Source organism: Pseudomonas fluorescens, from assembly GCF_902497855.1.
GTDB classification, from domain to species: Bacteria; Pseudomonadota; Gammaproteobacteria; order Pseudomonadales; family Pseudomonadaceae; genus Aquipseudomonas; species Aquipseudomonas fluorescens_BI.
The window spans coordinates 79,230-101,850 of record NZ_CABVHU010000015.1 but is presented as its reverse complement, the minus strand read 5'-3'; the positions used below and the strand labels follow the sequence as shown (position 1 = coordinate 101,850).

Annotated in this window: 23 protein-coding genes; 19 read left to right on the top strand and 4 right to left on the bottom strand. The window is 59.0% G+C overall.

Features of this window, described 5'->3' with window-relative positions; all coding sequences use genetic code 11:
- Positions 1-12: 12 nt before the first annotated feature.
- Positions 13-804 carry a hypothetical protein gene (locus F8N96_RS26285; protein WP_150800274.1) on the top strand — a complete coding sequence of 264 codons (792 nt, stop codon included), beginning with the start codon at positions 13-15 and terminating at the stop codon, positions 802-804.
- 124 nt (positions 805-928) lie between these two features.
- Here the strand turns inward: F8N96_RS26285 and prmB are convergent, their stop codons facing one another.
- Positions 929-1,837 (bottom strand): 50S ribosomal protein L3 N(5)-glutamine methyltransferase, encoded by a 909-nt coding sequence (gene prmB, locus F8N96_RS26280; protein ID WP_150800273.1) that lies wholly within the window; start codon positions 1,835-1,837, stop codon positions 929-931.
- A gap of 239 nt (positions 1,838-2,076) precedes the next feature.
- Here prmB and F8N96_RS26275 point away from each other — a divergent pair, with 239 nt between their 5' ends.
- The 8 genes from F8N96_RS26275 (at position 2,077) to F8N96_RS26240 (ending at position 10,106) form a co-directional block, all read left to right on the top strand.
- Positions 2,077-2,667, top strand: coding sequence for a cysteine hydrolase family protein (locus F8N96_RS26275; protein WP_150800272.1), 591 nt, complete (start codon positions 2,077-2,079; stop codon positions 2,665-2,667).
- A 131-nt stretch (positions 2,668-2,798) separates the two neighbouring features.
- Positions 2,799-3,119 carry a hypothetical protein gene (locus F8N96_RS26270; RefSeq protein ID WP_150800271.1) on the top strand — a complete coding sequence of 107 codons (321 nt, stop codon included), beginning with the start codon at positions 2,799-2,801 and terminating at the stop codon, positions 3,117-3,119.
- Between the two features lie 76 nt (positions 3,120-3,195).
- Complete coding sequence (locus F8N96_RS26265; protein WP_059404684.1) at positions 3,196-3,753, top strand: Smr/MutS family protein; 558 nt, start codon at positions 3,196-3,198, stop codon at positions 3,751-3,753.
- 78 nt (positions 3,754-3,831) lie between these two features.
- Positions 3,832-4,377, top strand: a complete 546-nt coding sequence (gene folE, locus F8N96_RS26260; RefSeq protein WP_150800270.1) for a GTP cyclohydrolase I FolE — start codon at positions 3,832-3,834, stop codon at positions 4,375-4,377.
- A gap of 101 nt (positions 4,378-4,478) precedes the next feature.
- Positions 4,479-4,850 carry a glutathione S-transferase N-terminal domain-containing protein gene (locus F8N96_RS26255; RefSeq protein ID WP_150765834.1) on the top strand — a complete coding sequence of 124 codons (372 nt, stop codon included), beginning with the start codon at positions 4,479-4,481 and terminating at the stop codon, positions 4,848-4,850.
- A 496-nt stretch (positions 4,851-5,346) separates the two neighbouring features.
- Positions 5,347-6,696 (top strand): NCS2 family permease, encoded by a 1,350-nt coding sequence (locus F8N96_RS26250; protein WP_150749124.1) that lies wholly within the window; start codon positions 5,347-5,349, stop codon positions 6,694-6,696.
- A gap of 65 nt (positions 6,697-6,761) precedes the next feature.
- Positions 6,762-7,391 (top strand): LysE family translocator, encoded by a 630-nt coding sequence (locus F8N96_RS26245; RefSeq protein WP_150800269.1) that lies wholly within the window; start codon positions 6,762-6,764, stop codon positions 7,389-7,391.
- A 396-nt stretch (positions 7,392-7,787) separates the two neighbouring features.
- Positions 7,788-10,106: a hypothetical protein gene (locus F8N96_RS26240; RefSeq protein WP_150800268.1), complete on the top strand. Its 2,319-nt coding sequence runs from the start codon at positions 7,788-7,790 to the stop codon at positions 10,104-10,106.
- 164 nt (positions 10,107-10,270) lie between these two features.
- Here F8N96_RS26240 and uraH read toward each other — a convergent pair whose 3' ends face one another.
- Positions 10,271-10,624, bottom strand: a complete 354-nt coding sequence (gene uraH / locus F8N96_RS26235) for a hydroxyisourate hydrolase (protein ID WP_150749121.1) — start codon at positions 10,622-10,624, stop codon at positions 10,271-10,273.
- 421 nt (positions 10,625-11,045) lie between these two features.
- Here uraH and puuE point away from each other — a divergent pair, with 421 nt between their 5' ends.
- The 9 genes from puuE (at position 11,046) to F8N96_RS26190 (ending at position 19,176) form a co-directional block, all read left to right on the top strand.
- Positions 11,046-11,972 (top strand): allantoinase PuuE, encoded by a 927-nt coding sequence (puuE, locus tag F8N96_RS26230; RefSeq protein WP_128871836.1) that lies wholly within the window; start codon positions 11,046-11,048, stop codon positions 11,970-11,972.
- Positions 11,969-12,484 carry a 2-oxo-4-hydroxy-4-carboxy-5-ureidoimidazoline decarboxylase gene (gene uraD / locus F8N96_RS26225; protein WP_150800267.1) on the top strand — a complete coding sequence of 172 codons (516 nt, stop codon included), beginning with the start codon at positions 11,969-11,971 and terminating at the stop codon, positions 12,482-12,484. Before puuE ends, uraD begins: the two co-directional genes overlap by 4 nt.
- A gap of 87 nt (positions 12,485-12,571) precedes the next feature.
- Complete coding sequence (alc, locus tag F8N96_RS26220; RefSeq protein ID WP_150800266.1) at positions 12,572-13,567, top strand: allantoicase; 996 nt, start codon at positions 12,572-12,574, stop codon at positions 13,565-13,567.
- Positions 13,568-13,681: 114 nt separating this feature from the next.
- Positions 13,682-14,185, top strand: coding sequence for an ureidoglycolate lyase (locus F8N96_RS26215; RefSeq protein ID WP_150783373.1), 504 nt, complete (start codon positions 13,682-13,684; stop codon positions 14,183-14,185).
- A gap of 50 nt (positions 14,186-14,235) precedes the next feature.
- On the top strand, positions 14,236-15,540 hold the full coding sequence (locus F8N96_RS26210; RefSeq protein ID WP_150800265.1) for a urate hydroxylase PuuD: 1,305 nt from the start codon (positions 14,236-14,238) through the stop codon (positions 15,538-15,540).
- A gap of 139 nt (positions 15,541-15,679) precedes the next feature.
- Positions 15,680-17,038, top strand: a complete 1,359-nt coding sequence (locus F8N96_RS26205; protein WP_150800264.1) for a nucleobase:cation symporter-2 family protein — start codon at positions 15,680-15,682, stop codon at positions 17,036-17,038.
- Between the two features lie 191 nt (positions 17,039-17,229).
- Positions 17,230-18,015, top strand: coding sequence for an outer membrane protein OmpK (locus tag F8N96_RS26200; RefSeq protein WP_150800263.1), 786 nt, complete (start codon positions 17,230-17,232; stop codon positions 18,013-18,015).
- A gap of 1 nt (position 18,016) precedes the next feature.
- Entirely contained in the window at positions 18,017-18,394 is a 378-nt protein-coding gene (locus F8N96_RS26195) for a hypothetical protein (RefSeq protein ID WP_150800262.1), read from the top strand.
- The gene (locus F8N96_RS26190) at positions 18,391-19,176 is read left to right on the top strand and encodes an outer membrane protein OmpK (RefSeq protein ID WP_150800261.1); all 786 of its coding nucleotides are present in this window, start codon (positions 18,391-18,393) and stop codon (positions 19,174-19,176) included. Before F8N96_RS26195 ends, F8N96_RS26190 begins: the two co-directional genes overlap by 4 nt.
- 250 nt (positions 19,177-19,426) lie before the next feature.
- Here F8N96_RS26190 and F8N96_RS26185 read toward each other — a convergent pair whose 3' ends face one another.
- Positions 19,427-20,599, bottom strand: coding sequence for a patatin-like phospholipase family protein (locus F8N96_RS26185; RefSeq protein WP_150800260.1), 1,173 nt, complete (start codon positions 20,597-20,599; stop codon positions 19,427-19,429).
- 174 nt (positions 20,600-20,773) lie between these two features.
- Positions 20,774-21,706, bottom strand: a complete 933-nt coding sequence (locus tag F8N96_RS26175; RefSeq protein WP_150800259.1) for a lipid A biosynthesis lauroyl acyltransferase — start codon at positions 21,704-21,706, stop codon at positions 20,774-20,776.
- Between the two features lie 117 nt (positions 21,707-21,823).
- Between F8N96_RS26175 and minC the strand changes: the two genes are divergently transcribed.
- On the top strand, positions 21,824-22,561 hold the full coding sequence (gene minC, locus F8N96_RS26170) for a septum site-determining protein MinC (RefSeq protein ID WP_150765848.1): 738 nt from the start codon (positions 21,824-21,826) through the stop codon (positions 22,559-22,561).
- Positions 22,562-22,621 lie beyond the last annotated feature (60 nt).

The following is a 22,621-nucleotide window of genomic DNA, read 5'->3' as shown; positions in this document are numbered from 1 at the left end:
GATCTCGCCGTCATGACTGATACGCCGGCTTCACCCGACATTACCGCTGCAACAGAGGCTGCGCCAGTGGTCGAGCTGCCATGGGCGGACGTCAACGTCGAGCATCGCAGGCTGCTGCGCCTGGCGCCGCTGAAAACCGACCGCAATACCGGTGCCCGTCCGCTGCGCTTTGTCGAATTCGGTTATGCGCATCGCCTGGGCAAGGAACACAGCCTGATGCGCATGAGCATCACCCTGCCCGGCCAGCGCGTGCGCAAGGAACAGAATCATCTGGACGTGTGGGTCGATCACCGCACCCAACGCGTGCATTTCGGCCCGGACAGCGGCTTGCAGATCGAACCGATGAACCGCGGGCTCGGCCGTTTCATGGCGGCTCAGGGCATTGGCTGGGCGAAGCAGCGATGGCCCGGCTACACCGTCGACGGCACCGACCTGAATAATAAAGATGCGTTGAATGAAGACAGCCGTCTGCGCCGCGATCATTTTCTGCGGATGCAGGGTTTTGATGTGGTCTACGCCGACGCCCAGCATTTGAAGGGCCGGGTCAAAGAGGTGCGGGTCGGCGACCTGCTGGATGACTGGAACGCCGAGAAGCTGCAGGGAGTGGAGATTATCGAAGCGGCGCAGATGCTGCAGAACGCCGAGCAGAACCTGGCCGAGCAGGAAGTAAAGCTCAAGCAACATGAGGAACGGGTCAGCCAGTACATGCGCGAAGATGCCGGGCTGCGGTTTACCATTACTTGCCTGGTGGCGTTTGCGGTGTTTCAGGCGGGGTTGTTGATCTGGATTGCTACGCAGCGGTGAGGGCTTGAGACCGAGGCGCGGCCTTCGCGGGCAAGCCTCGCTCCTACAGGTTTTGTGTGTGCCGCATCATGGCTACGACACAGAACCTGTAGGAGCGAGGCTTGCCCGCGAAGGCGTCCTTAAGTCAGACGCGGGTCGCGAACAGGGCCTGATGATCCCGGCACTGCTGCGCCGTCAACATGAACACCCCATGCCCGCCGCGCTTGAAATCGAGCCAGGCGAAGTCGACTTCCGGGTACAGCGCCTCGACGTGAACCTGGCTGTTGCCCACTTCGACTATCAGCAAGCCCTTCTCGGTCAGGTGATCCGCCGCTTCGGCGAGCATGCGCCGTACCAGGTTCAAGCCATCGTCACCACAGGCCAGGCCCAGCTCCGGCTCGTGCTGGTATTCGTCCGGCATGTCGGCAAAGTCTTCGGCATCGACATATGGCGGGTTCGACACGATCAGGTCGAAACGCTGACCCGGCAAACCATCGAAACCATCGCCCTGCACCGTGTACACCCGTTCGTCGACGCCGTGGCGCTCGATGTTCTGGTTAGCCACCTCCAGTGCTTCGAACGAGAGATCGGCCAACACCACTTCGGCCTTCTGAAATTCATAGGCGCAGGCAATACCGATGCAGCCGGAACCGGTGCACAGGTCGAGAATCCGCGCCGGCTCGGTGCCCAGCCAGGGTTCGAAGCGTTTTTCGATCAGCTCGCCAATCGGCGAGCGCGGGATCAGCACACGCTCGTCGACGATGAACGACAGACCGCAGAACCAGGCTTCACCCAGCAGGTACGCGGTCGGAATGCGCTCTTCGATGCGCCGCTTGAGCAAGCGCTGCACCTTGACCAGTTCATCGTCTTCCAGATTGCAGTCAAGGTAGCTGTCGGCCATTTCCCATGGCAAGTGCAAGGCACCCAGCACCAGTTGGCGGGCTTCGTCCCAGGCGTTGTCGGTCCCATGGCCAAAAAACAGATCCTCCCCATGGAAGCGGCTGACGGCCCAACGGATATGGTCGCGCAGGGTGCGAAGGCGGGAAGTGATCACGGCAGCAAACTCCAGAAAAAACGACTGGCGATTCTAACAGCCAAATCGCGCCACGACGACGCAGGAAAAGCACCGGACCAGTTGTAGGACTATTCTCTTTTTGAGCCTGGCTATTGAACAAAACTGACATCTTGACAAGGCTGCGAGCCAGCAACGACACCGCCTGCGATAGTAGCGATTCACAGAAGCGCTCAGCCAGAGGACAATGTCGCAAAAGCCCCACCCGAAGGAGCCCCAGAATGTCCGTTCCAAAAACGATGTTTCAACTCAGCGGCCGCGGTTACGCTGCAGCCAATCTGAGCAATGCGACGCTTGTCATCATCGATGCCCAGAAAGAATACCTCAGTGGTCCGCTGGCCCTGATCGGCATGGATGCTGCCGTCGCGAACATCAAGCAACTGGTGGCCGCTGCCCGCGCAGCCGGCCGGCCGATCGTGCATGTGCACCACCTTGGCACCGTCGGTGGGCTGTTCGATCCACAAGGCGCACGCGGTGAATTCATTCCGGGGCTCGAACCGCTGCGTGACGAAACCATCATCGGCAAATTGCTGCCGAGTGCGTTTCACGGCACCAAACTGCTGGAACACCTGCAGAATCTCGGCTCGCTGGATTTGATCGTCTGCGGTTTCATGAGCCATTCCAGCGTCAGCACCACTGTGCGCGCCGCCAAGAACCTGGGCTTTCGCTGCACCCTGGTAGAAGATGCCTGTGCCACCCGCGACCTGCCGTACAAAGGTGGCGTCCTGACTGCCGAGCATGTGCAGCAGACCGAAATGGCGATCATGGCGGACAACTTCGCCACTCTCGCCGTGACCCGCGAGTTGATTTGATCGACATTCGATGAGCGGTGTATGCCGCCGCTCATCCGCTAAAGCGATTCGTGTGCTGTAATTGTCTTAGCCTCAGGAACATCCCGGTCAACTCCCGGTCGAAGGGCCGATACCCATTGAGGAAGGTCGGAATGAAGTTATCCGATGGATTTGACGCTCGCCGCTTGCGGCCCAAAAGCCGAAGCAACTGGCGTTTTCGTTTCGGCGCAGCCTTCGCTGCCTTGCTGGCGACCTGTGGCGTGCTGTTGGCGATGGCCGGTGCGGCCAGCCTGCTGGGCCGCCCACCGGCACTGGGCGAGTTGAATGCCAGCCCGCTGGGCTCGGCAATCGTGCTGGCGGTCGGCCTGTTCGTGCTGTACCTCGGTGTGTGGCTGTGGCGCCGCTGCCGTCGCCGTGCGCGCCAGTCGCGGGAACTGAACATTGCTCCGCACCTGATGAAAAAACACGACTGAGCCGAACCCGCTGGCGTTTTGTCGCGCCCCATTCGTCCCGAGTTGGGTAAACTGGCCGCCCTTCGCGGAGGCTGACATGCAAGACGACGATTTTTCCCTGTTCAAAAGCGCGATCCAAGGCGTCAAGCCGATCAAGCACGATCGCGCCGAAACCGGCAAACCCAAAGCTGACCGCGCGCAGATCGCCAAGCTGCGCCAGGCCGCTACCGTGCGCACCGATGCCACCACCGTCGACGGGCTGTCCGATCAGTTCGTCATCGACGTCGGCCCGGAAGACGAGCTGATGTGGGCGCGCGACGGGGTGCAGGAAAGCCAGATGCGCAAGCTCAAGATCGGCCAGATTCCGTTCGAAGGCAGCCTGGACCTGCACGGCATGAATGTCGAAAAGGCCCGGGAAACCCTCTGGGCCTTCCTCGCCGAAGCGACCAAATTCGAAATCCGCTGCGTGCGCGTCACCCACGGCAAGGCCGTGCGCCTGGACGGCAAGCGCCCGATGATCAAAAGCCACGTCAACACCTGGCTGCGCCAGCATTCCCAGGTACTTGGCTTCACCTCGTGCCAGGCCAGACACGGCGGTGCCGGAGCGGTTTATGTGATGCTCAAACGAACCATGATGGAAGGTCGCGACGAGTGAGGCTGTCGCTTCGTGCTTGCAGCGCCGTGTCCGCCACCGTACCCTTGGCCTTTGCGTAAAAATCCCACAGGTAGTTTCATGTCCCTGGAACAGAATTACACCGAGATTCTCGGCCAATTGGGCGAGGACGCCTCCCGCGAGGGCCTGCTCGACACGCCAAAACGTGCCGCCAAAGCCATGCAGTACCTCTGCCGCGGTTATGAACAGACACTGGAAGAGGTCACCAACGGTGCCTTGTTCAGCTCCGACAACAGCGAAATGGTGCTGGTCAAGGACATCGAGCTCTACTCGTTGTGCGAACACCACCTGCTGCCGTTCATCGGCAAGGCCCACGTCGCCTACATCCCGAGCGGCAAGGTGCTGGGGCTGTCGAAAGTCGCGCGGATCGTCGATATGTACGCCCGCCGCCTGCAGATCCAGGAAAACCTCAGCCGCCAGATCGCCGATGCGGTCCAGGAAGTCACTGGCGCCCTGGGCGTTGCAGTGGTGATCGAGGCCAAGCACATGTGCATGATGATGCGCGGTGTGGAGAAACAGAACTCGTCGATGATCACTTCGGTGATGCTCGGTGAGTTCCGTGAAAACGCGGCGACCCGCAGCGAGTTTCTCAGCCTGATCAAGTAATCCGCAGCGCGAAGAAAACCGGCGTTCATCGCCGGTTTTTTTTCGCCTGCGAAAAATCAGGTAAGCTGCGCGCCTTCCGTTTGCCCTGTGAGGCTTATCCCGTGTTCGTTAAAGCGCTTCGTGTCGGCCTTGGCCAACTGATCATTTTCATCGACTTCATCACCCGTCCCGGCAAGAAGCAACGCCCGGCCGAAGTTCAGGCCAAGGTCAACACGGCCGCCAAGGGCCTGACCCTGTATCAGTTCCATGCCTGCCCGTTCTGCGTGAAAACCCGCCGCACCCTGCGCCGCCTGAACGTGCCGGTGGCGCTGCGCGACGCAAAGAACAATGAACAGGATCGCCGGACGCTGCTGGAGCAAGGCGGCAAGATCAAGGTGCCGTGCCTGCGCATTGAAGAGAATGGGCAGACCACCTGGATGTATGAGTCCAAGGTGATTATTGATTATCTGGATAAGCGGTTTGCGGCGGCCTGATGGTTTTGTGGTGACCTTGAGGACGCCTTCGCCGGCAAGCCGGCTCCTACAATGAACGGTAGCGCTCGCCAAATCCCGTAGGAGCTGGCTTGCCAGCGAAGAGGCCGGCAAAAACACCGCGCATCTCCAGACAAAAATAAACCGGCCCCTGCGCCGGTTTATTCGTTTCTGCCCTCCCCTCAGGCGCGTTCGCCGCCTGAGCCTGACGCACCACCGCCAAAAATATCCTTCACCAAACTAATCTCCCGTGGGAGCGACGGTGCGACGATTCGACCTGCCCGCGAACGCTGCCAGGCGCGCATATATCCCAATTACCAAACTTTTCGTCTACAAAATCAAAAACATTATTTGCTTTATTTGTATACAAAAGCATAATCCACTTCGTGCGAGTTCTTGACCAGGCGGTCAACAATTTTGCAAGCACCTCAAAGGGCCGCTGCCACCCTCATGGGTCCTGCCCTGGAAATAACAATAAAACTCTTGAGGAGTACTCGCTGTGGAAAGCCGCAAATCCGAAGCCTCGACCCTGGAACTCTCGCCGCCGATACGCAACGGCTGGCTGGAGCGCATCTTCAAACTCAGCTTGCATGGCACCACGGTGAAGACCGAGCTGATCGCCGGTCTGACGACCTTCATTACCATGGCGTACATAATCTTCGTCAACCCCAACATCATGGCCGACGCCGGGATCGATCACGGCGCCGCATTCGTTGCTACCTGCATCGCCGCCGCGCTGGGCTGCCTGTTGATGGGCCTGTACGCCAACTGGCCGGTCGGCCTGGCGCCGGGCATGGGCCTGAACGCCTTCTTCACCTACACCGTGGTCGGCACCATGGGCTACAACTGGGAAACGGCCCTGGGTGCGGTATTCGTTTCCGGCGTGTTGTTCATGTTCCTGACCTTTTCCCGGATTCGCGAATGGCTGCTCAACAGCATCCCCGTGAGTCTGCGCTATGCCATGGGCGCCGGTGTGGGCTTGTTCCTGGGGCTGATCGGTCTGAAAACCGCCGGCATCGTCGTTGACAGCCCAGCCACCCTGATCAAGCTCGGCTCCCTGCGCGAACCGGGTCCGTTGCTGGCTGCCATCTGCTTCCTGATGATTGCGGTGCTCAGCTACCACAAGGTGTTCGGCGCGATCCTGATCAGCATCATCACCGTGACCCTGGCCGGTTGGGGCCTGGGGCTGGTGCACTACGAGGGCATCATGTCGGCCCCGCCGAGCCTGGCACCGACCTGGATGGCCATGGACGTCGCCGGCGTGTTCAACATCAGCATGATCAGTGTGGTGTTGGCATTCCTCTTCGTGCACATGTTCGATACCGCCGGCACCTTGATGGGCGTGGCCCAGCGCGCCGGCCTGGTGAACGCCGACGGCAAGATCGAAAACCTCTCCCGCGCCCTGAAAGCCGACAGTGCTTCCAGCGTATTCGGTGCTGTGGTCGGTGTTCCACCCGTCACCAGCTACGTGGAAAGTGCCGCGGGTGTAGCGGCAGGTGGTCGGACTGGTCTTACCGCCGTGACCGTAGGTGTGTTATTTATTGCAGCCATGTTTTTCGCCCCGTTGGCTGGCATGATCCCCGCGTATGCCACCGCCGGTGCCCTGATCTATGTGGCAATGTTGATGATGGGCGGCATGGCGCACATCGAATGGGACGAGGCGACCGACAGCATTCCGGCGATCGTTACCGCGATCATGATGCCCCTGACCTTTTCGGTCGCCGACGGCATCGCGCTGGGCTTTATCACGTATGTGGTGCTGAAAGCCTGTACCGGCAAGCACAAGGAAATTTCCATCAGTTTGTGGGTGCTCTGCGCGATCTTCATCGCCAAGTTCGTTTTCTTGTAAGCCGTAAACGCATCGAACCAGCCTCACCCCGTCGGGTGAGGCTTTTGTGCAAATGGAGGAAAGTGATGAGTCTGGAAACCTGGCTGCTGTTCAGCGGCGCTGCGCTGGTGGTGATCCTGATCCCGGGGCCACTGTCGTTGCTGATGATCAGCAACAGCCTGAATTACGGCCTGCGCCGTTCCTACCCGGCATTTCTGGGTGGCGTGTTTGCGTCGATCTGCTTGCTCAGTGCTTCGGCGCTGGGGCTGGGCGCGTTGTTGCTCGCATCGGAACAGTTGTTCAGCGCCCTGAAGATCGTCGGCGCGCTGTACCTGTTCTACCTCGGCTGGCAGAGCTGGCAGCAATCGCGCCAACCCTCGGTAGGCGCTGAAGTGCCCCAGGCCGCGCCGGTGCCGCGTTTCCGTGCCCTGTTCGGGCGCGCGTTTGTGTTAGGTGCCAGTAATCCGAAAGACATTCTGTTCTTCGCCGCGTTCCTGCCGCAGTTCTTGAGCGCCGAACAACCGTTCCTGCCGCAGTTGCTGGTGATGATCGCGACCTGGACCGTGCTGGATCTGCTGTGCAAATTGGCCTATGGGCTGGGGGCGCATGGTGCGGCGCGGTATCTGCGCAGCGGCAAGGGGCAAAGCTGGTTCAACCGGATCAGTGCCGGATTGTTCGGGGGTGCGGGTGCCGCTTCCTTGCTCAGTAGTCACTGAGACCCTAATTACAGCTCCTCTTCCCTGCTGCCCTCCTGATTCGCGAAATCATTCAGGAGGGCAGACCCCCGCCAATAGCTACCCCCCCCTGCCTCATGCATCGGGTGTTATATCCATAGCCTGTTACTGGCGCGCCGCTCTTTACCGATGCAACAACCCCGCGACATACAGTTCTTTTTTGCGGAAAACCCGCAACACATAGAAACAACGTCATATATATTTATACTTCGATCTGCTGACACTTCGCCATTCTGATAGAAAGCGAGTGAATTCTTGAATGTTGACCACATTCGGGTATATCGAGCCGTATTCAGAAAATACCTGCTCATATTTTCTTGAATCATGACTCCCTTCACGCGCACACCGACTATCTCGCAATCTATTGGACTACAACAAATGGCCAAGCCACCGGTAAAAATTAAAACGCCCGATTCCGATTCATCTGGCGGCACTTCGACTACGACGAGAGTTCCTTCGGAGACTATTCAACCCTCCGGTAACCGGACCACTACCGAACAGCCTGATTTTCACTGGCCGGGAAGGGATACAACGTCCGAGACACTGCCCCGCGAACTTTCGGCAGACATCGATCCACCTTCAAAATCCGCAATCATGATTACCGATCTTCCGGTTCTTGGGCGCTCTTCGCCAGAGTTCCCCGACGACATGCATATTTACAGGCCCGCGCTCGGCGACGACCTGGTACTCATTGATAATTCTGGAATCTCACGCAGTCGTGACGGCTCGTTGTATGCTCACATGGAAGACATCGGTGATGTGCTTATTCGGATAAACCCAAACGGCCAATACGAAATCAAGACGGCATCGGCACACCTTATGGTGCTGGAGAAAATCGAAGGTAAACCACTATGGCGAAAAAAGAACGCCGGTTCTCGTCCGACGAAAACAGGCGAAAACGAACCTTCTCCTGAGCTCGGACAACCTGTAAGCCTCAACGAGTTGATCATTCCAAGAGCATACGCCAAGTCCCTGACGACGCCAGACACCAACGGAATTCGTCGAGACACAGCGACTCGTCGAGACACTATCGAGAGGATATATGTCGATCTTGAGAACGGCACTACTGTCATGGTCGTGCCCACAGGGGACGGGAGATACCAGGCGACGACCGCCAGGGTGCTGATCCCCGATGGCCCCGTACTGGAAAGAATCGGAAGGACGATGCAGTGGCGGATCGAAGAAGCCAGCCCAGGACCCGGCAAGCGCCCACGCCTTGAGCAACCCGTCGACACTGTGCACACCGTTACCCAGCCCGGCCCTTCAGACCCGGATACGGTCTGGAATGGCAGGTGGCAGCCGAACGCGGGGGGCGCCATTCAGCCGTTCGCCTTACGCCATTCCAGGCATGCAGCAAAATTCAGATTGGAAAAGAACTCATGGACTTCGCAGAATCCTTTTTACCCGTTCACGAGTGAAGTAGGCCGCATGCCCCACTACAAAGCGCTTCTTGAGCGGGGTTCTGCGTTATTGAAAGCAGCGACCAGCGCTGACAATATCAAACTGAAAATAGAGACGTTTACTCAATGGGGGATGAAAATCGACCTCCATTCGCTAGCCTTTTTCAAGTTACCAGGTCAAGTGGTCACTGAAGTAACAACCATCGACGGCGGACTGATCGCCGACCTTGTCAATCAACAATCAAATGGCCAGGCCGCTATTCAACGCATTATCGAACCCATGGCGGGCTCAGGCTTTTATGCCAATTACGCCAGGGCCGTAGGGTTCGAAGGAGATATGCTAATAAATGATATCAACCCACTTATTTCATGGAGCCAAAAGGAAATCATCCAACAGCCTGACCGGGTAAAGTACTACATTGATTCCATTAAAGAGGATTTGGTTGCGTTGGGCAAGCAATATGGTTTTGAGTTCAATCCTGTTAACCTCTCGATAAAATTTAAAAGCAAACAAGACAGCCAGGCATTCGTCAAGACCGAACCCGTCAAGAATTTTCGTGATGCGGTAAAGAATTACTTCAACGAGGTCGTGGACGTTGTCGTTGAATTGAAAAACGGAGAATTGGTCATCAGTGACCCGCCCACCCGAAGAGCTTCTGTGAGCGCTCAATTACAAGGCGATGAGCTCGTCATCAGCCTCCCCCCTCCCACTGCTAACGAAAAAGCCTTTCTGGCGGCAGTATTTTATATCACTCAAAACAACAACCAGCGCAACACCAGCATTGTTGAAATAAAAAAGATAAACACCGGAAACCATAGCTTGCATTTCCCTGTTTCCATGATGTTAACAGACGGCCCGACAGTCAAATTATTTTCCGGCGGACTGGCGAACATCAATCACATCAATTACATCAGCCACCTTCATGCAAGCGCAAAGCACCCCACCCATGTCGCGAACGAGGACGGGTGGACGCTATTGGATAGCTTGCGTGACGAAAGCAAAAACAAAAACGATTTAATCATTTTAAGCGGCCATTTCAGCGACACCCATTTATCCGTGGAGGCCTTCATAACAAAAATTGAAAAGCACGTAATGCCCCTGAGTAAAAACGGCGCGAAAGTGATTATTACCAACGCTTACTCACCTCAGAAGGAGACGGCTTTCAATACCTTGGGATTCCACACTTTCAAAAAATCGAGGGACAGCAACCCTACAGGCAAAAGCACAAACATGGCCAAAGGCGATTATTTATTAGCGATAAACAGGAGCGCCATGCAGGCGGCCCAGAGCCTGTAGGGGTCTGGTAAGAAATGGCCCGATCCAGGTCCCGCCGACTCACCACTGGAACGTCGCCTGCAAAGCCATTGGACGCGCAAAAAAAAGCCCGCAGTGTGAGCGGGCGAAAGACCAAAGAAGCTATATGCGCAGTCGCTTCCAGGGTGAGGCAGCTGCTTGGGGGATCAGCTGCCGCGGTACGTGGAATAGCTGTAGGGCGAGATCAGCAACGGCACGTGGTAGTGATCCTGCTCGGCAGAGATGCCAAACCGCAGCACCACCACATCCAGAAACGCCGGTTCCGGAAGCTGCACGCCCCGGGCGCGGTAGTAGTCGCCTGCATGGAATTGAACCTGGTAGACCCCGGAGCGGTAGTCGTCGCCCTGCAGCAGCGGTGCATCGACACGGCCGTCGCTGTTAGTGATCGCGGTGGCGACCAGTTCCAGCTGCGAGCCTTCAACGCGGTACAGCTCGACCTTGATCGAGCTGCCCGGGCAACCGTGTGCAGCGTCTAAAATGTGTGTAGTCAAACGTCCCATTGATTCTGCGCGCCTGGCTGCATGGAGCAGTCAGGCCTCGCGCCTCCCGAAGTCAGTTGAAAAGGAGACCGCAGCGGTTCGGAGCACGAAACGCTGCGGCGAGGCATCGATTAAGACACTTTTACAAAAAATTGTACACAATAAAAATGACATTTTTGCCCTACCCCCGCCATTCCTGGATTGCCTGCGAATCAGCCTTCGCACCATGAAACAAAAGGACCTTCTATCCATTAGCTGACCGATCGGGCAGGTTTCTTGCAACCTCAAGCTATGATGACCGTTAGCGAAATATGCGAAAAAACAGGCTTACAATGTCGATATAAAGTTGTATACAATCATTCCATCGCTGTGACACCGGCCTGTCACCCCAACACCAGGGCTGTCACACAACCTGTCAACACGAACAAGAAGGAAGACTGCAGTGAGCGCTGACTATCCACGCGACCTGATCGGTTACGGCAGTAACCCTCCTCACCCACACTGGCCGGGCAACGCCCGTATCGCCCTGTCCTTCGTCCTCAATTACGAGGAAGGTGGCGAGCGCAATATCCTGCACGGCGACAAGGAATCCGAAGCCTTCCTCTCGGAAATGGTCTCGGCGCAGCCGCTGCAAGGCGCTCGCAACATGAGCATGGAATCCCTGTACGAGTATGGCAGCCGTGCCGGCGTCTGGCGGATTCTGAAACTGTTCAAGGAATTCGACATCCCGCTGACCGTCTTCGCCGTGGCCATGGCCGCCCAGCGTCACCCGGACGTGATCCGCGCCATGGTCGATGCCGGCCACGAGATCTGCAGCCACGGCTATCGCTGGATCGACTACCAGTACATGGACGAAGCCCAGGAACGCGAGCACATGCTCGAAGCGATCCGCGTGCTCACCGAAATCACCGGCGAGCGGCCGCTGGGCTGGTACACCGGCCGCACCGGCCCGAACACCCGTCGCCTGGTGATGGAAGAAGGCGGTTTCCTCTACGACTGCGACACCTACGACGACGACCTGCCCTACTGGGAACCGAACAACCCGACCGGCAAGCCGCACCTGGTGATCCCGTACACCCTGGACACCAACGACATGCGCTTTACCCAGGTCCAGGGGTTCAACAAGGGCGACGATTTCTTCGAATACCTCAAGGACGCATTCGACGTGCTGTATGCCGAAGGCGCCGAAGCACCGAAGATGTTGTCGATCGGCCTGCACTGCCGCCTGATCGGCCGTCCGGCGCGCCTGGCTTCGCTCAAGCGCTTTATCGAATACGCTAAAAGTCATGAACAGGTGTGGTTCAGCCGTCGTGTCGACATTGCTCGCCACTGGCACGAAACCCACCCGTACCAAGGGGCGGCGAAATGAGCCAGTTTCAAACCCTGAAGCCATCGACCCTGAGCCGCGATGCGTTTGTCGCCGCCTTCGCCGACATCTACGAACATTCGCCATGGGTGGCCGAGAAGGCCTTCGACCTGGGCCAGGACGCTTCGATCGACCAGATCGAAACCCTGCACCAGCGCATGAGCGACATCCTGTTGAGCGCCGATCACGAAAGCCAGCTGGCTTTGATCAACGCTCACCCGGACCTGGCCGGCAAAGCTGCCGTCCAGGGCCAACTTACCGCAGCCAGTACGGAAGAACAGTCTGGCGCGGGTATTCACCAATGCACGGCCGAAGAGTTTTCTCGCTTCACCGAGCTGAACGACGCCTACAAGGCCAAGTTCAGGTTTCCCTTCATCATGGCGGTAAAAGGCAGCAACCGGCATCAGATCCTCGCGGCGTTCGAAACGCGCATTCACAACCCGGAAGACACCGAGTTCAAATGCGCGCTGGCGCAGATCAACAAGATTGCCCTGTTCCGATTACTGACCCTATAGCAAGCCTGGCCCGACGTTGATGAACGCAAATGACGCCCCGGGCCCTGCAAGCATCCCAAGCCAACTAATAAAAGGCAGACTAGAAGAATGAAAGCTTACGCCGTACCTTTCGAGAAGTTCGTCAACCTGGCCGACGCCCGCCTGGGCACCAAAATCATCTCGGTCACCGATGACTGGTTCGCTGATGCAAACCGCCTGTTCCAGCCGACCCCGGCTGAGTGGAAGGAGGGCGTGTTCGATGACAACGGCAAGTGGATGGACGGCTGGGAGTCGCGCCGCAAGCGCTTCGAAGGCTACGACAGCGCCGTGATCCGCCTGGGCGTACCGGGCTCGATCAAAGGCGTGGACATCGACACTTCATTCTTCACCGGCAACTTCCCGCCGTCTGCCTCCCTGGAAGCCTGCTTCCTGGCCTCGGGCGAGCCGGACGATAACACCCAGTGGACTGAAGTGCTGTCCGCCGTCGAGCTGCAGGGCAACAGCCACCACTACCACGAAATCAGCAATGACAAGGCCTTCAGCCACCTGCGTTTCAACATCTACCCGGATGGCGGCGTGGCCCGTCTGCGCGTGTACGGCATTCCGTTCCGCGACTGGTCCGCTATCGGTGACAACGAGCAAGTCGACCTGGCTGCAGCCCTCAACGGTGGCCGCGCCCTCGCCTGCTCCGACGAACACTTCGGGCGCATGAGCAACATTCTCAACCCGGGCCGCGGCATCAACATGGGCGACGGCTGGGAAACCGCACGCCGTCGTACGCCAGGCAATGACTGGGTAATCGTCGCGCTGGGTCATGCCGGCGAGATCGAAAAAGTCATCGTCGACACCCTGCACTTCAAGGGCAACTACCCGGACACTTGCTCGATCCAGGGCGCGTTCGTCAAGGGCGGCACCGACAGCCAGATCGAAACCCAATCGCTGTTCTGGCGCGAACTGCTGCCGGCGCAGAAACTGGAGATGCACGCCGAACACACCTTCGCCGAGCAGATCAAGGCGCTGGGCCCGATCACCCACATCCGCCTGAACGTGTTCCCGGATGGTGGTGTGAGCCGCCTGCGGGTTTTGGGCAAGGTCGCGAAGTAATGCTGAGCCTGTAGGAGCCGGCTTGCCGGCGAAGGCGTCAGTGAGGGCGCCTTCGCTGGCAAGCCAGCTCCTACAAAAGCAGCACCCCACACATTTGAGATTAAGAAGACCAGCATGCGCACATTGACGATTGAACCGCTGACCAAAGAAGCTTTCGCCCCTTTCGGTGACGTGATCGAAACCGACGGCAGCGATCACTTCATGATCAACAACGGTTCGACGATGCGCTTTCACAAACTGGCGACGGTGGAAACCGCCACGCCAGAGGACAACGCGATCATCAGCATCTTCCGCGCCGACGCGCAGGACATGCCGCTGACCGTCTGCATGCTGGAGCGTCACCCGCTGGGCAGCCAGGCTTTCATTCCGCTGCTCGGCAACCCCTTTCTGATCGTGGTCGCGCCACTTGGCGATGTACCTGTATCGGGCTTGGTCCGCGCCTTCCTCACCAACGGCAGGCAGGGCATTAATTACCATCGCGGCGTTTGGCACCATCCGGTGCTGACGATCGAAAAGCGGGATGACTTCCTGGTGGTTGATCGCAGTGGCAAAGGCAACAACTGCGATGAGCATTTTTTCAAAGAGGATGAGCGTTTGATCCTTGCCCCCCACCAATAAGAGAAGGTCCGATCACGCGACATAAGCGTGACGGGCGAGAGGTAAAGACTGTGGAAGCACATCTGTTGGAATGGCTGAACCTGAGCGTACGCTGGGTTCACATGATTACTGGCGTGGCCTGGATCGGTGCGTCTTTCTATTTCGTCTGGCTGGAGAACAACCTCAACCGCGTCAACCCGAAAAGCGGCCTGGCCGGCGACTTGTGGGCGATCCACGGCGGCGGCATCTATCACCTGGAAAAATACAAACTGGCCCCACCGACCATGCCGGACAACCTGCACTGGTTCAAATGGGAAGCCTACTTCACCTGGTTGTCGGGGATCGCGCTGCTGTGCGTGGTGTTCTACTCCAACCCGACGCTGTACCTGCTGGCACCGGGCAGCACCCTGAGCGGTCCTGAAGGCGTGGCCATCGGTCTTGGCTCGTTGTTCATCGGCTGGTTCATCTACTCCTTCCTCTGCGATTCGGCCCTGGGCAAACGCCCTGCCCTGCTGGGTTTCATCCTGTTCGTCCTGATCATTGGCGCCGCCTACGGCTTCAGCAAGGTGTTCAGCGGTCGTGGCGCGTACCTGCACGTCGGCGCGATCATCGGCACCATCATGGTCGGCAACGTGTTCCGCATCATCATGCCGGCGCAACGGGCACTGGTGGCGGCGATCGCCGAGAACCGCACACCCGATCCGGCGCTGCCGGCCAAAGGCCTGCTGCGTTCGCGTCACAACAACTACTTCACCTTGCCGGTGCTGTTCATCATGATCAGCAACCACTTCCCGAGCACCTACGGCAGCCAATACAACTGGCTGATCCTGGCCGGTATCGCGGTGCTGGCGGTGTTGGTGCGTCACTACTTCAACACCCGCCACGACAGCCACAAATATGCCTGGACCCTGCCCGTGGCAGCGGTGGGCATGATTTGCCTGGCCTATGTGTCCGGTCCGAAGCCGATGTCCAGCGCGCCTGAAGTGGCCAACGCCCCGGCGAAGATCGAATACCAGCCTCTGCCGGAAACAGCAGTGGGCGGTGGTTTGAAACCGGCTGAAGCAAAACCCGCAGAAGCGCCTGCCGCCGCACCGGCGCAAGCGTCCAACGCAGGTCCGGGCTTTGACAAGGTGCACAACGTGATTCAGGAACGCTGCACGGTCTGTCATTCGGCCAAACCGACCAGCCCGCTGTTCAGTGCGGCTCCGGCGGGCGTGATGTTCGACACCCCCGAGCAGATCCGCCAGAACGCCGCGCGGATCCAGGCGCAAGCCGTCACCAGCCAGATCATGCCGCTGGGCAACATCACCCAGATGACCCAGCAGGAACGTGACTTGATCGGTGCGTGGATTGTGCAGGGTGCTCCGACTCAATAATCGCTAAAAGCTTCGCGGGCAAGCCTCGCTCCTACAGGGACACTGCATATCCGTAGGAGCGAGGCTTGCCCGCGAACGGCCGCAACGCGGTCTACCTGTTGCAAATAATCACAAGAATAAAAAAGATCCGAGGTGTTGCATGTCCGAGCTATCCGAAGCCCGCATCCCCGACGCACCCGCCATTCAGCGTTTGCCCCTTTTGCAACTGATCCTGGTGGGCCTGCAACACGTATTGCTGATGTACGGCGGAGCCATCGCCGTGCCGCTGATCATCGGACAGGCCGCCGGCCTGAGCCGTGAAGAAATCGCCTTCCTGATCAACGCCGACCTGCTGGTCGCCGGGATAGCCACCATCGTCCAATCGCTGGGCATCGGCCCCATGGGCATCCGCATGCCGGTGATGATGGGCGCCAGTTTCGCGGCCGTCGGCAGCATGGTGGCGATGGCCGGCATGCCGGGCATCGGCATGCAGGGGATCTTCGGCGCGACCATCGCCGCCGGGTTCTTCGGCATGCTCATCGCGCCGTTCATGTCCAAGGTCGTACGTTTCTTCCCGCCGCTGGTCACCGGCACGGTCATCACCTCGATCGGTTTGTCGCTGTTTCCCGTGGCGGTGAACTGGGCCGGTGGCGGCGCTGGCGCCGCACAATTCGGCTCGCCGATTTACCTGGCCATCGCCGCTCTGGTACTGGCCACCATTCTGCTGGTTCATCGCTTCATGCGCGGTTTCTGGGTCAACATTTCCGTGCTGATCGGCATGTGCCTGGGCTACGTGATCTGCGGCTTGATCGGCATGGTCGACCTCAGCGGCATGGCCCAGGCGCCGTGGCTGCAAATCGTCACTCCACTGCATTTCGGCATGCCGAAGTTTGAGCTCGCACCGATTCTTTCGATGTGCCTGGTGGTGGTGATCATCTTCGTCGAGTCCACCGGGATGTTCCTCGCGCTGGGCAAGATCACCGGCCAGGAAGTCTGCCCGCGGATGCTGCGTCGCGGTTTGCTCTGCGATGCAGGTGCTTCGTTCTTTGCCGGGTTCTTCAATACCTTCACCCACTCCTCGTTCGCCCAGAACATCGGCCTGGTGCAGATGACTGGCGTGCGCTGCCGCTCGGTAACGATTGTCGCCGGCGGTTTGCTGGTGGTGCTGAGCCTGCTGCCGAAAGCGGCCTTCCTGGTGGCGTCGATTCCACCGGCGGTATTGGGCGGTGCGGCCATCGCCATGTTCGGCATGGTCGCCGCCACCGGGATCAAGATTCTCCAGGAAGCCGACATCGGTGACCGCCGCAATCAGTTGCTGGTGGCCGTCAGCATCGGCATGGGGTTGATCCCGGTGGTGCGCCCGGAATTCTTCGCGCACCTGCCGTTGTGGATGAGCCCGATTACCCACAGCGGCATCGCGATGGCCACGCTGAGTGCGCTGGCGCTGAACCTGCTGTTCAACATCCTCGGCGGGGCCGAACGCGCGGCAGTAAACGACTGCCACGCTCACCCGCATTGACCCACTGACGCCGTCCCCCCCCCCGTAAACCCGGTAATGGCACAAACCCTGTAGGAGCCGGCTTGCCGGCGAAGGCGGTGTGTCAGACGACATTGATGGTGGATCTTCTGGCCTCTTCGCTGGCAAGCCAGCTCCTACAGAGGTCAGTGGCTTCCTGCGCCTCAAACAATAAAAACAAGAGGGAGCAACAGATGATTCGGACACAGACAAACATGTTGTTGTGCGGTGGTCTTCTGGTCGCCAGTCAGGCCATGGCCGGCGATTTACTGCTGTGGCAAACCAACAGCCTCAGCTACCTGTACGGCAAGGACTTCGCGGTCAATCCGTCGATCCAGCAAACGGTGACGTTCGAGCATGCCGACCGCTGGAAGTACGGCGACAATTTCCTGTTCGTCGACAGCACGTACTACAACGGCGAGAAGGATCGGAACAAAGGCGTTCACGCCTATTACGGCGAGTTCAGTCCGCGCCTCTCCTTCGGCAAAATCCTTGACCGCCGCTTCGAATTCGGCCCGATCAAGGACGTGTTGCTGGCCATGACCTACGAGAATGGCGAAGACGACACCGAGGCCTATCTGATCGGCCCCGGTTTCGACCTCGCGGTACCGGGCTTCAACTTTTTCACCTTGAACTTCTACTATCGCCAGACCGAAGGCTCGCGTCCCGGCGACGATGTCTGGCAGATCACGCCGGCCTGGTCCTACTCCCTGCCATTGGGCAACTCGAACCTGTTGATCGACGGCTACATCGACTGGGTCGTGGATAACGACCAGAACTCCCATGGCACTTATCACGCCAACCTGCACTTCAACCCGCAGATCAAGTACGACCTGGGCAAGGCCATGGGCTGGCGGGAGAAACAGGTATACGTCGGCGTCGAATACAGCTATTGGAAAGACAAGTACGGCATCGAAAACAGCGGCAACTTCGACACCAATGAGAACACCACCAGCCTGCTGGTGAAGGTGCATTTCTAAGATGACCCGCAACCACGCCCCCGTCCCGTCGTCGGTGCGCTGTTGCGGGGCACTTGAGACCTGGCCAAGGAGTCAGTATTCTCCGCCGCCGCCCGAATCCGCTTTAAAAAAAAGCCCGGATTTAATTCCTGACCAGAAAGCCAACTTATCCCGGCTCTGGACGGTTCAAAGGCAACCCACTCCCTCTCTCAATCGACTGTTCTCGAGCAGCCGAGCGGGAGTTTTTGTGCTTTGCGCAAACCTTGGCGCAGCGCTTGCCAGCAGCCCTGAAGCGGACCGATTGGACGATTTTCTACAGCTTGAGAAAAAGGCGTCAGACCAGAACGCCGACCTTAGAAAAATAACGTGGAACACCAACTTTTTGGGAGCAACCGAATGAAACGTACGTGCACTAGCCTGATGCTCGCGGGATCCTTGCTGGCCGGTGGCCAGGCCATGGCCGGCGACTTGCTGCAATGGCAGAACAACAGCCTGACCTACCTGTATGGCAAGGACTTCCAGGTCAACCCGCGCATTCAGCAGACCGTGACCTTCGAGCATGCCGACGCCTGGACCTATGGGGATAACTTTTTCTTCGTCGACAAGATCTTCTACAACGGCGAAAAAAACTTCAACGCCGGCCCGAACACCTATTACGGTGAGTTCCAGCCGCGCATTTCCCTGGGCAAGGTCCTCGACCAGAAAATCGAATTCGGCCCGATCAAAGACGTCCTGCTGGCCATGACCTACGAGTTCGGTGAAGGCGATACCGAGTCCTACCTGATCGGCCCGGGTTTCGACCTGGCAATCCCGGGCTTCGACTACTTCCAGCTGAACTTCTATCAGCGCCACACCGAAGGCAGCCGTGCGGGCGACAACGTCTGGCAGATCACGCCGGTGTGGTCCTACACCATTCCCGTGGGCAACTCGAGCATCCTGATCGATGGCTTCATGGATTGGGTGGTGGACAACGACTCGAACTCCAAAGGCGATTATCACGCCAACCTGCACTTCAACCCGCAGGTTAAATATGACTTGGGTAAAGCGCTGAATTTTGGTGAGAAGCAGTTGTATGTGGGGGTGGAGTACGACTACTGGTCGGATAAGTACGGGATCAAGGACAGCCAGGTGTTCAAGACCGATCAGAGCACTACGAGCTTTTTGGTGAAGTTGCACTTCTGATTCATTGGCGTCTATGAGGACGCTTCGCGAGCAAGCCCTAATGTTAGACAGTTAAGCGAAATCCCTGTGGGAGCGAGCCTGCTCGCGAAAGCGGTGTGTCAGGCGACATTAATATTGACTGGGCCGCCGCCTTCGCGAGCAGGCTCGCTCCCACAGGTTTTGTGTCGTCCGCCGATTATGTGAACGATATAAAACCTGTGGGAGCGAGCTTGCTCCGGGCCGCGTTCCGACGATGGCCACACCACCGATCTCAAGCCGGAACGACCGGCTCCGCCAACCCCAGAAACCGGGACAACTCATCCCGCTTGGCCAACGCATCCCGCCGCCCCAGATCAATCAACTCGCTGCAATACCCCGCCTCGAACAGCAGATAACTCAACACCCCCGCCCCGCTGGTCTTGGTCGCCCCCGGCCCGCGCAGGAACAGGCGCAGCGCCGCCGGCAGTTCCTGGCGATGGCGCGCGGCGATTTCGTCGATCGGCTGGCTTGGCGAAATCACCAACACCTCTACCGGTGCCACGCCGAGCGTGCGGGTCGGTGTGCCGTCGGGCAGCAGATGACTGAACTGATTGAGCCGTTGCAGCAACTCGATATCGCTTTCCAGGCTGTCAATGAACGTGCTGTTGAGCATGTGCCCGCCGATCTGCGCCAGGGTCGGCTGCTGGCCGGTGTAGGCACGTTGCAGCGGTTGCTGCGGGTCGACGCTGCGGGGGTTGCCGCTGACGCCCACCACCAGCACGCGGCTGGCGCCCAGGTGCAGGGCCGGGCTGATCGGTGCCGATTGGCGTACCGCGCCATCGCCGAAATATTCTTCGCCGATTTTCACCGGTGCGAACAACAGCGGAATGGCAGAGCTGGCGAGCAAGTGCTCGACGGTCAACTGTGTGGGCACGCCGATTCGTCGATGGCGCAACCAGGCGTCGATGGTGCCGCCGCCCTGATAAAAGGTCACTGCCTGGCCCGACTCGTAACCGAACGCAGTCACCGCCACTGCCTGCAGTTGCTGCTGCGCAATGGCCTCGTCAATACCGCTCATGTGCAGTTTGTCGTTGAGCAACCCGCGCAGCGGCGAACTGTTGAGCAGGGCCACCGGAACCCGGGCACCGATGCCCAGCAGACTGTGACTGACAAAACGGCTGGCCTGTTGGATCACCCCGGGCCAGTCACTGCGCAGTACCAGGTGACTGCGAAAGCCCTGCCAGAATGCGGTAAGCCCCTCGATGGCGCCGCGAAAATCCATCGCCCCACTGGCCAGGCTGACCGCGTTGATCGCCCCGGCCGACGTGCCGACGATCACCGGAAACGGATTGCTGGCACCCACCGGCAGCAGTTCGGCAATCGCCGCCAGCACCCCGACCTGATAGGCCGCCCGGGCCCCGCCACCGGAAAGAATCAAGCCTGTGACCGGTTCAGCAGGACTCATGGCAATCTCCATCGTGCTGGATCGGATGTCATTGCGCCAACCCTGCCTAATAAAATACCTGATACCTGTAGGAGCGAGCTTGCTCGCGAAGGTCGTCAACGATTACGTTCGCAGCCTGACACACCGCGGTGGTCTCAAGTTTTTCGCGAGCAAGCTCGCTCCTACAGGGATCGATCAATCGCGTTTGGCGTACAGCTTGGGCTCGCCCGGCGGGCGGCTCTTGAAGCGGCGATGAGCCCACAAATATTGCTGCGGACATTCGCGCAACACGCCTTCGACCCACTGATTGATGCGAATGCAGTCGGCTTCTTCGCTCTCGCCGGGGAAACCCTCGAGCGGCGCATGGATCACCAGGCGGTAACCGCTGCCATCCGCCAGGCGCTGCTGGGTGAACGGCACCACCAGCGCCTTGCCCAGCCGCGCAAACTTGCTGGTGGCGGTGACGGTCGCGGCCTGAATGCCGAACAGCGGCACGAAGATACTTTGCTTGGCGCCGTAGTCCTGGTCCGGTGCGTACCAGATGGCCCGGCCGGCCCGCAGCAGCTTGAGCATGCCCCGCACGTCGTCGCGCTCCACCGCCAGCGAGTCGAGGTTGTGCCGCTCGCGACCGCGGCGCTGGATGTAGTCGAACAACGGATTCTTGTGCTCGCGGTACATGCCGTCGATGGTGTGCTGCTGGCCGAGCAGCGCCGCGCCGATTTCCAGCGTGGTGAAGTGCACGGCCATCAGGATCACGCCCTTGCCTTCACGCTGGGCCTTTTGCAAGTGCTCCAGCCCTTCGACATGGGCCAGCTTGGCCAGACGCTCGCGCGACCACCACCAGCTCATCGCCATCTCGAAAAACGCGATGCCGGTGGAGGCAAAGTTTTCCTTGAGCAGCCGCTTGCGCTCGGCAGCGGTTTTTTCAGGGAAGCACAGCTCGAGATTGCGCTTGGCAATGCGCCGTCGGTCGCCCGCCACTCGATACATCAATGCACCCAGGGCGCGACCGATGCCCAGCAATGCCGGGTACGGCAACTGGACAATCAGCCACAACAGCCCCAGCCCGCACCACAGCGGCCAGAAACGTGGAGAAAGAAATGCTGTTCGAAAACGCGGGCGATCCATTAAAGCTTCCGTCAAGACAGTGGCCGCGCATTCTACATCGTTCGACCCGGCTTGCGGCCCGCGGGCGTTCTCGTTATAAGTCTCGGCACTTTTAGTGACAAGCCGTTGTACGCCGACATGAGCAAAATCGATCCGCTAGACCAAGATCCCGTGTTCCAGTTGAAGGGCAGCATGCTTGCCATCACGGTGCTGGAACTGGCCCGTAACGACCTCGAGAACCTCGATCGGCAACTGGCCGCCAAGGTGGCCCAGGCGCCTAATTTCTTCAGTAACGCGCCGTTGGTGCTGGCCCTGGACAAACTGCCGCCCCACGAAGGCGCCGTCGATCTGCCCGGCCTGATGCGCATCTGCCGCCAGCACGGCCTGCGCACCCTGGCGATCCGGGCCAGCCGCATCGAGGACATCGCCGCCGCCATCGCGGTCGACCTGCCGGTGCTGCCGCCGTCCGGCGCCCGGGAACGTCCGCTGGACCCGTACGAAGGCGAGGTGAAGAAAAAACCGGAAAAACCGCCGGAGCCGACGCTCAAGCCGACCAAGATCATCACGTCGCCGGTACGGGGTGGGCAGCAGATTTATGCCCAGGGTTGCGATCTGGTGGTGGTCTCGTCGGTCAGTCCGGGGGCGGAACTTCTCGCCGATGGGAACATCCATGTATACGGCCCGATGCGTGGTCGTGTATTGGCCGGGGTCAAAGGCGACACCAAAGCCAGGATTTTCTGCCAGCAGATGAGCGCTGAACTAGTCTCCATTGCAGGTCACTACAAAGTTTCGGAGGATCTGCGTCGCGACCCTTTGTGGGGGTCGGGCGTGCAGGTCAGCCTGTCGGGCGATGTGTTGAACATCATTCGGCTTTAACGGATACTGCCGCATTTTCCAAACATCTCTAAAACGCAGCGAAAACGGCTCAAACGAAGT

Excerpts from the sequence above, each read along its gene's own strand:
- F8N96_RS26195 (WP_150800262.1), top strand. The coding sequence starts at position 18,017 with ATGACCCGCAACCACGCCCCCGTCCCGTCGTCGGTGCGCTGTTGCGGG.
- F8N96_RS26175 (WP_150800259.1), bottom strand. The coding sequence starts at position 21,706 with ATGGATCGCCCGCGTTTTCGAACAGCATTTCTTTCTCCACGTTTCTGG.
- F8N96_RS26245 (WP_150800269.1), top strand. The coding sequence starts at position 6,762 with ATGAGTCTGGAAACCTGGCTGCTGTTCAGCGGCGCTGCGCTGGTGGTG.
- F8N96_RS26240 (WP_150800268.1), top strand. The coding sequence starts at position 7,788 with ATGGCCAAGCCACCGGTAAAAATTAAAACGCCCGATTCCGATTCATCT.
- folE (WP_150800270.1), top strand. The coding sequence starts at position 3,832 with ATGTCCCTGGAACAGAATTACACCGAGATTCTCGGCCAATTGGGCGAG.
- F8N96_RS26265 (WP_059404684.1), top strand. The coding sequence starts at position 3,196 with ATGCAAGACGACGATTTTTCCCTGTTCAAAAGCGCGATCCAAGGCGTC.
- alc (WP_150800266.1), top strand. The coding sequence starts at position 12,572 with ATGAAAGCTTACGCCGTACCTTTCGAGAAGTTCGTCAACCTGGCCGAC.
- F8N96_RS26185 (WP_150800260.1), bottom strand. The coding sequence starts at position 20,599 with ATGAGTCCTGCTGAACCGGTCACAGGCTTGATTCTTTCCGGTGGCGGG.
- F8N96_RS26285 (WP_150800274.1), top strand. The coding sequence starts at position 13 with ATGACTGATACGCCGGCTTCACCCGACATTACCGCTGCAACAGAGGCT.
- F8N96_RS26205 (WP_150800264.1), top strand. The coding sequence starts at position 15,680 with ATGTCCGAGCTATCCGAAGCCCGCATCCCCGACGCACCCGCCATTCAG.
- F8N96_RS26270 (WP_150800271.1), top strand. The coding sequence starts at position 2,799 with ATGAAGTTATCCGATGGATTTGACGCTCGCCGCTTGCGGCCCAAAAGC.
- F8N96_RS26215 (WP_150783373.1), top strand. The coding sequence starts at position 13,682 with ATGCGCACATTGACGATTGAACCGCTGACCAAAGAAGCTTTCGCCCCT.
- uraH (WP_150749121.1), bottom strand. The coding sequence starts at position 10,624 with ATGGGACGTTTGACTACACACATTTTAGACGCTGCACACGGTTGCCCG.
- uraD (WP_150800267.1), top strand. The coding sequence starts at position 11,969 with ATGAGCCAGTTTCAAACCCTGAAGCCATCGACCCTGAGCCGCGATGCG.
- minC (WP_150765848.1), top strand. The coding sequence starts at position 21,824 with ATGAGCAAAATCGATCCGCTAGACCAAGATCCCGTGTTCCAGTTGAAG.
- F8N96_RS26275 (WP_150800272.1), top strand. The coding sequence starts at position 2,077 with ATGTCCGTTCCAAAAACGATGTTTCAACTCAGCGGCCGCGGTTACGCT.
- F8N96_RS26200 (WP_150800263.1), top strand. The coding sequence starts at position 17,230 with ATGATTCGGACACAGACAAACATGTTGTTGTGCGGTGGTCTTCTGGTC.
- F8N96_RS26190 (WP_150800261.1), top strand. The coding sequence starts at position 18,391 with ATGAAACGTACGTGCACTAGCCTGATGCTCGCGGGATCCTTGCTGGCC.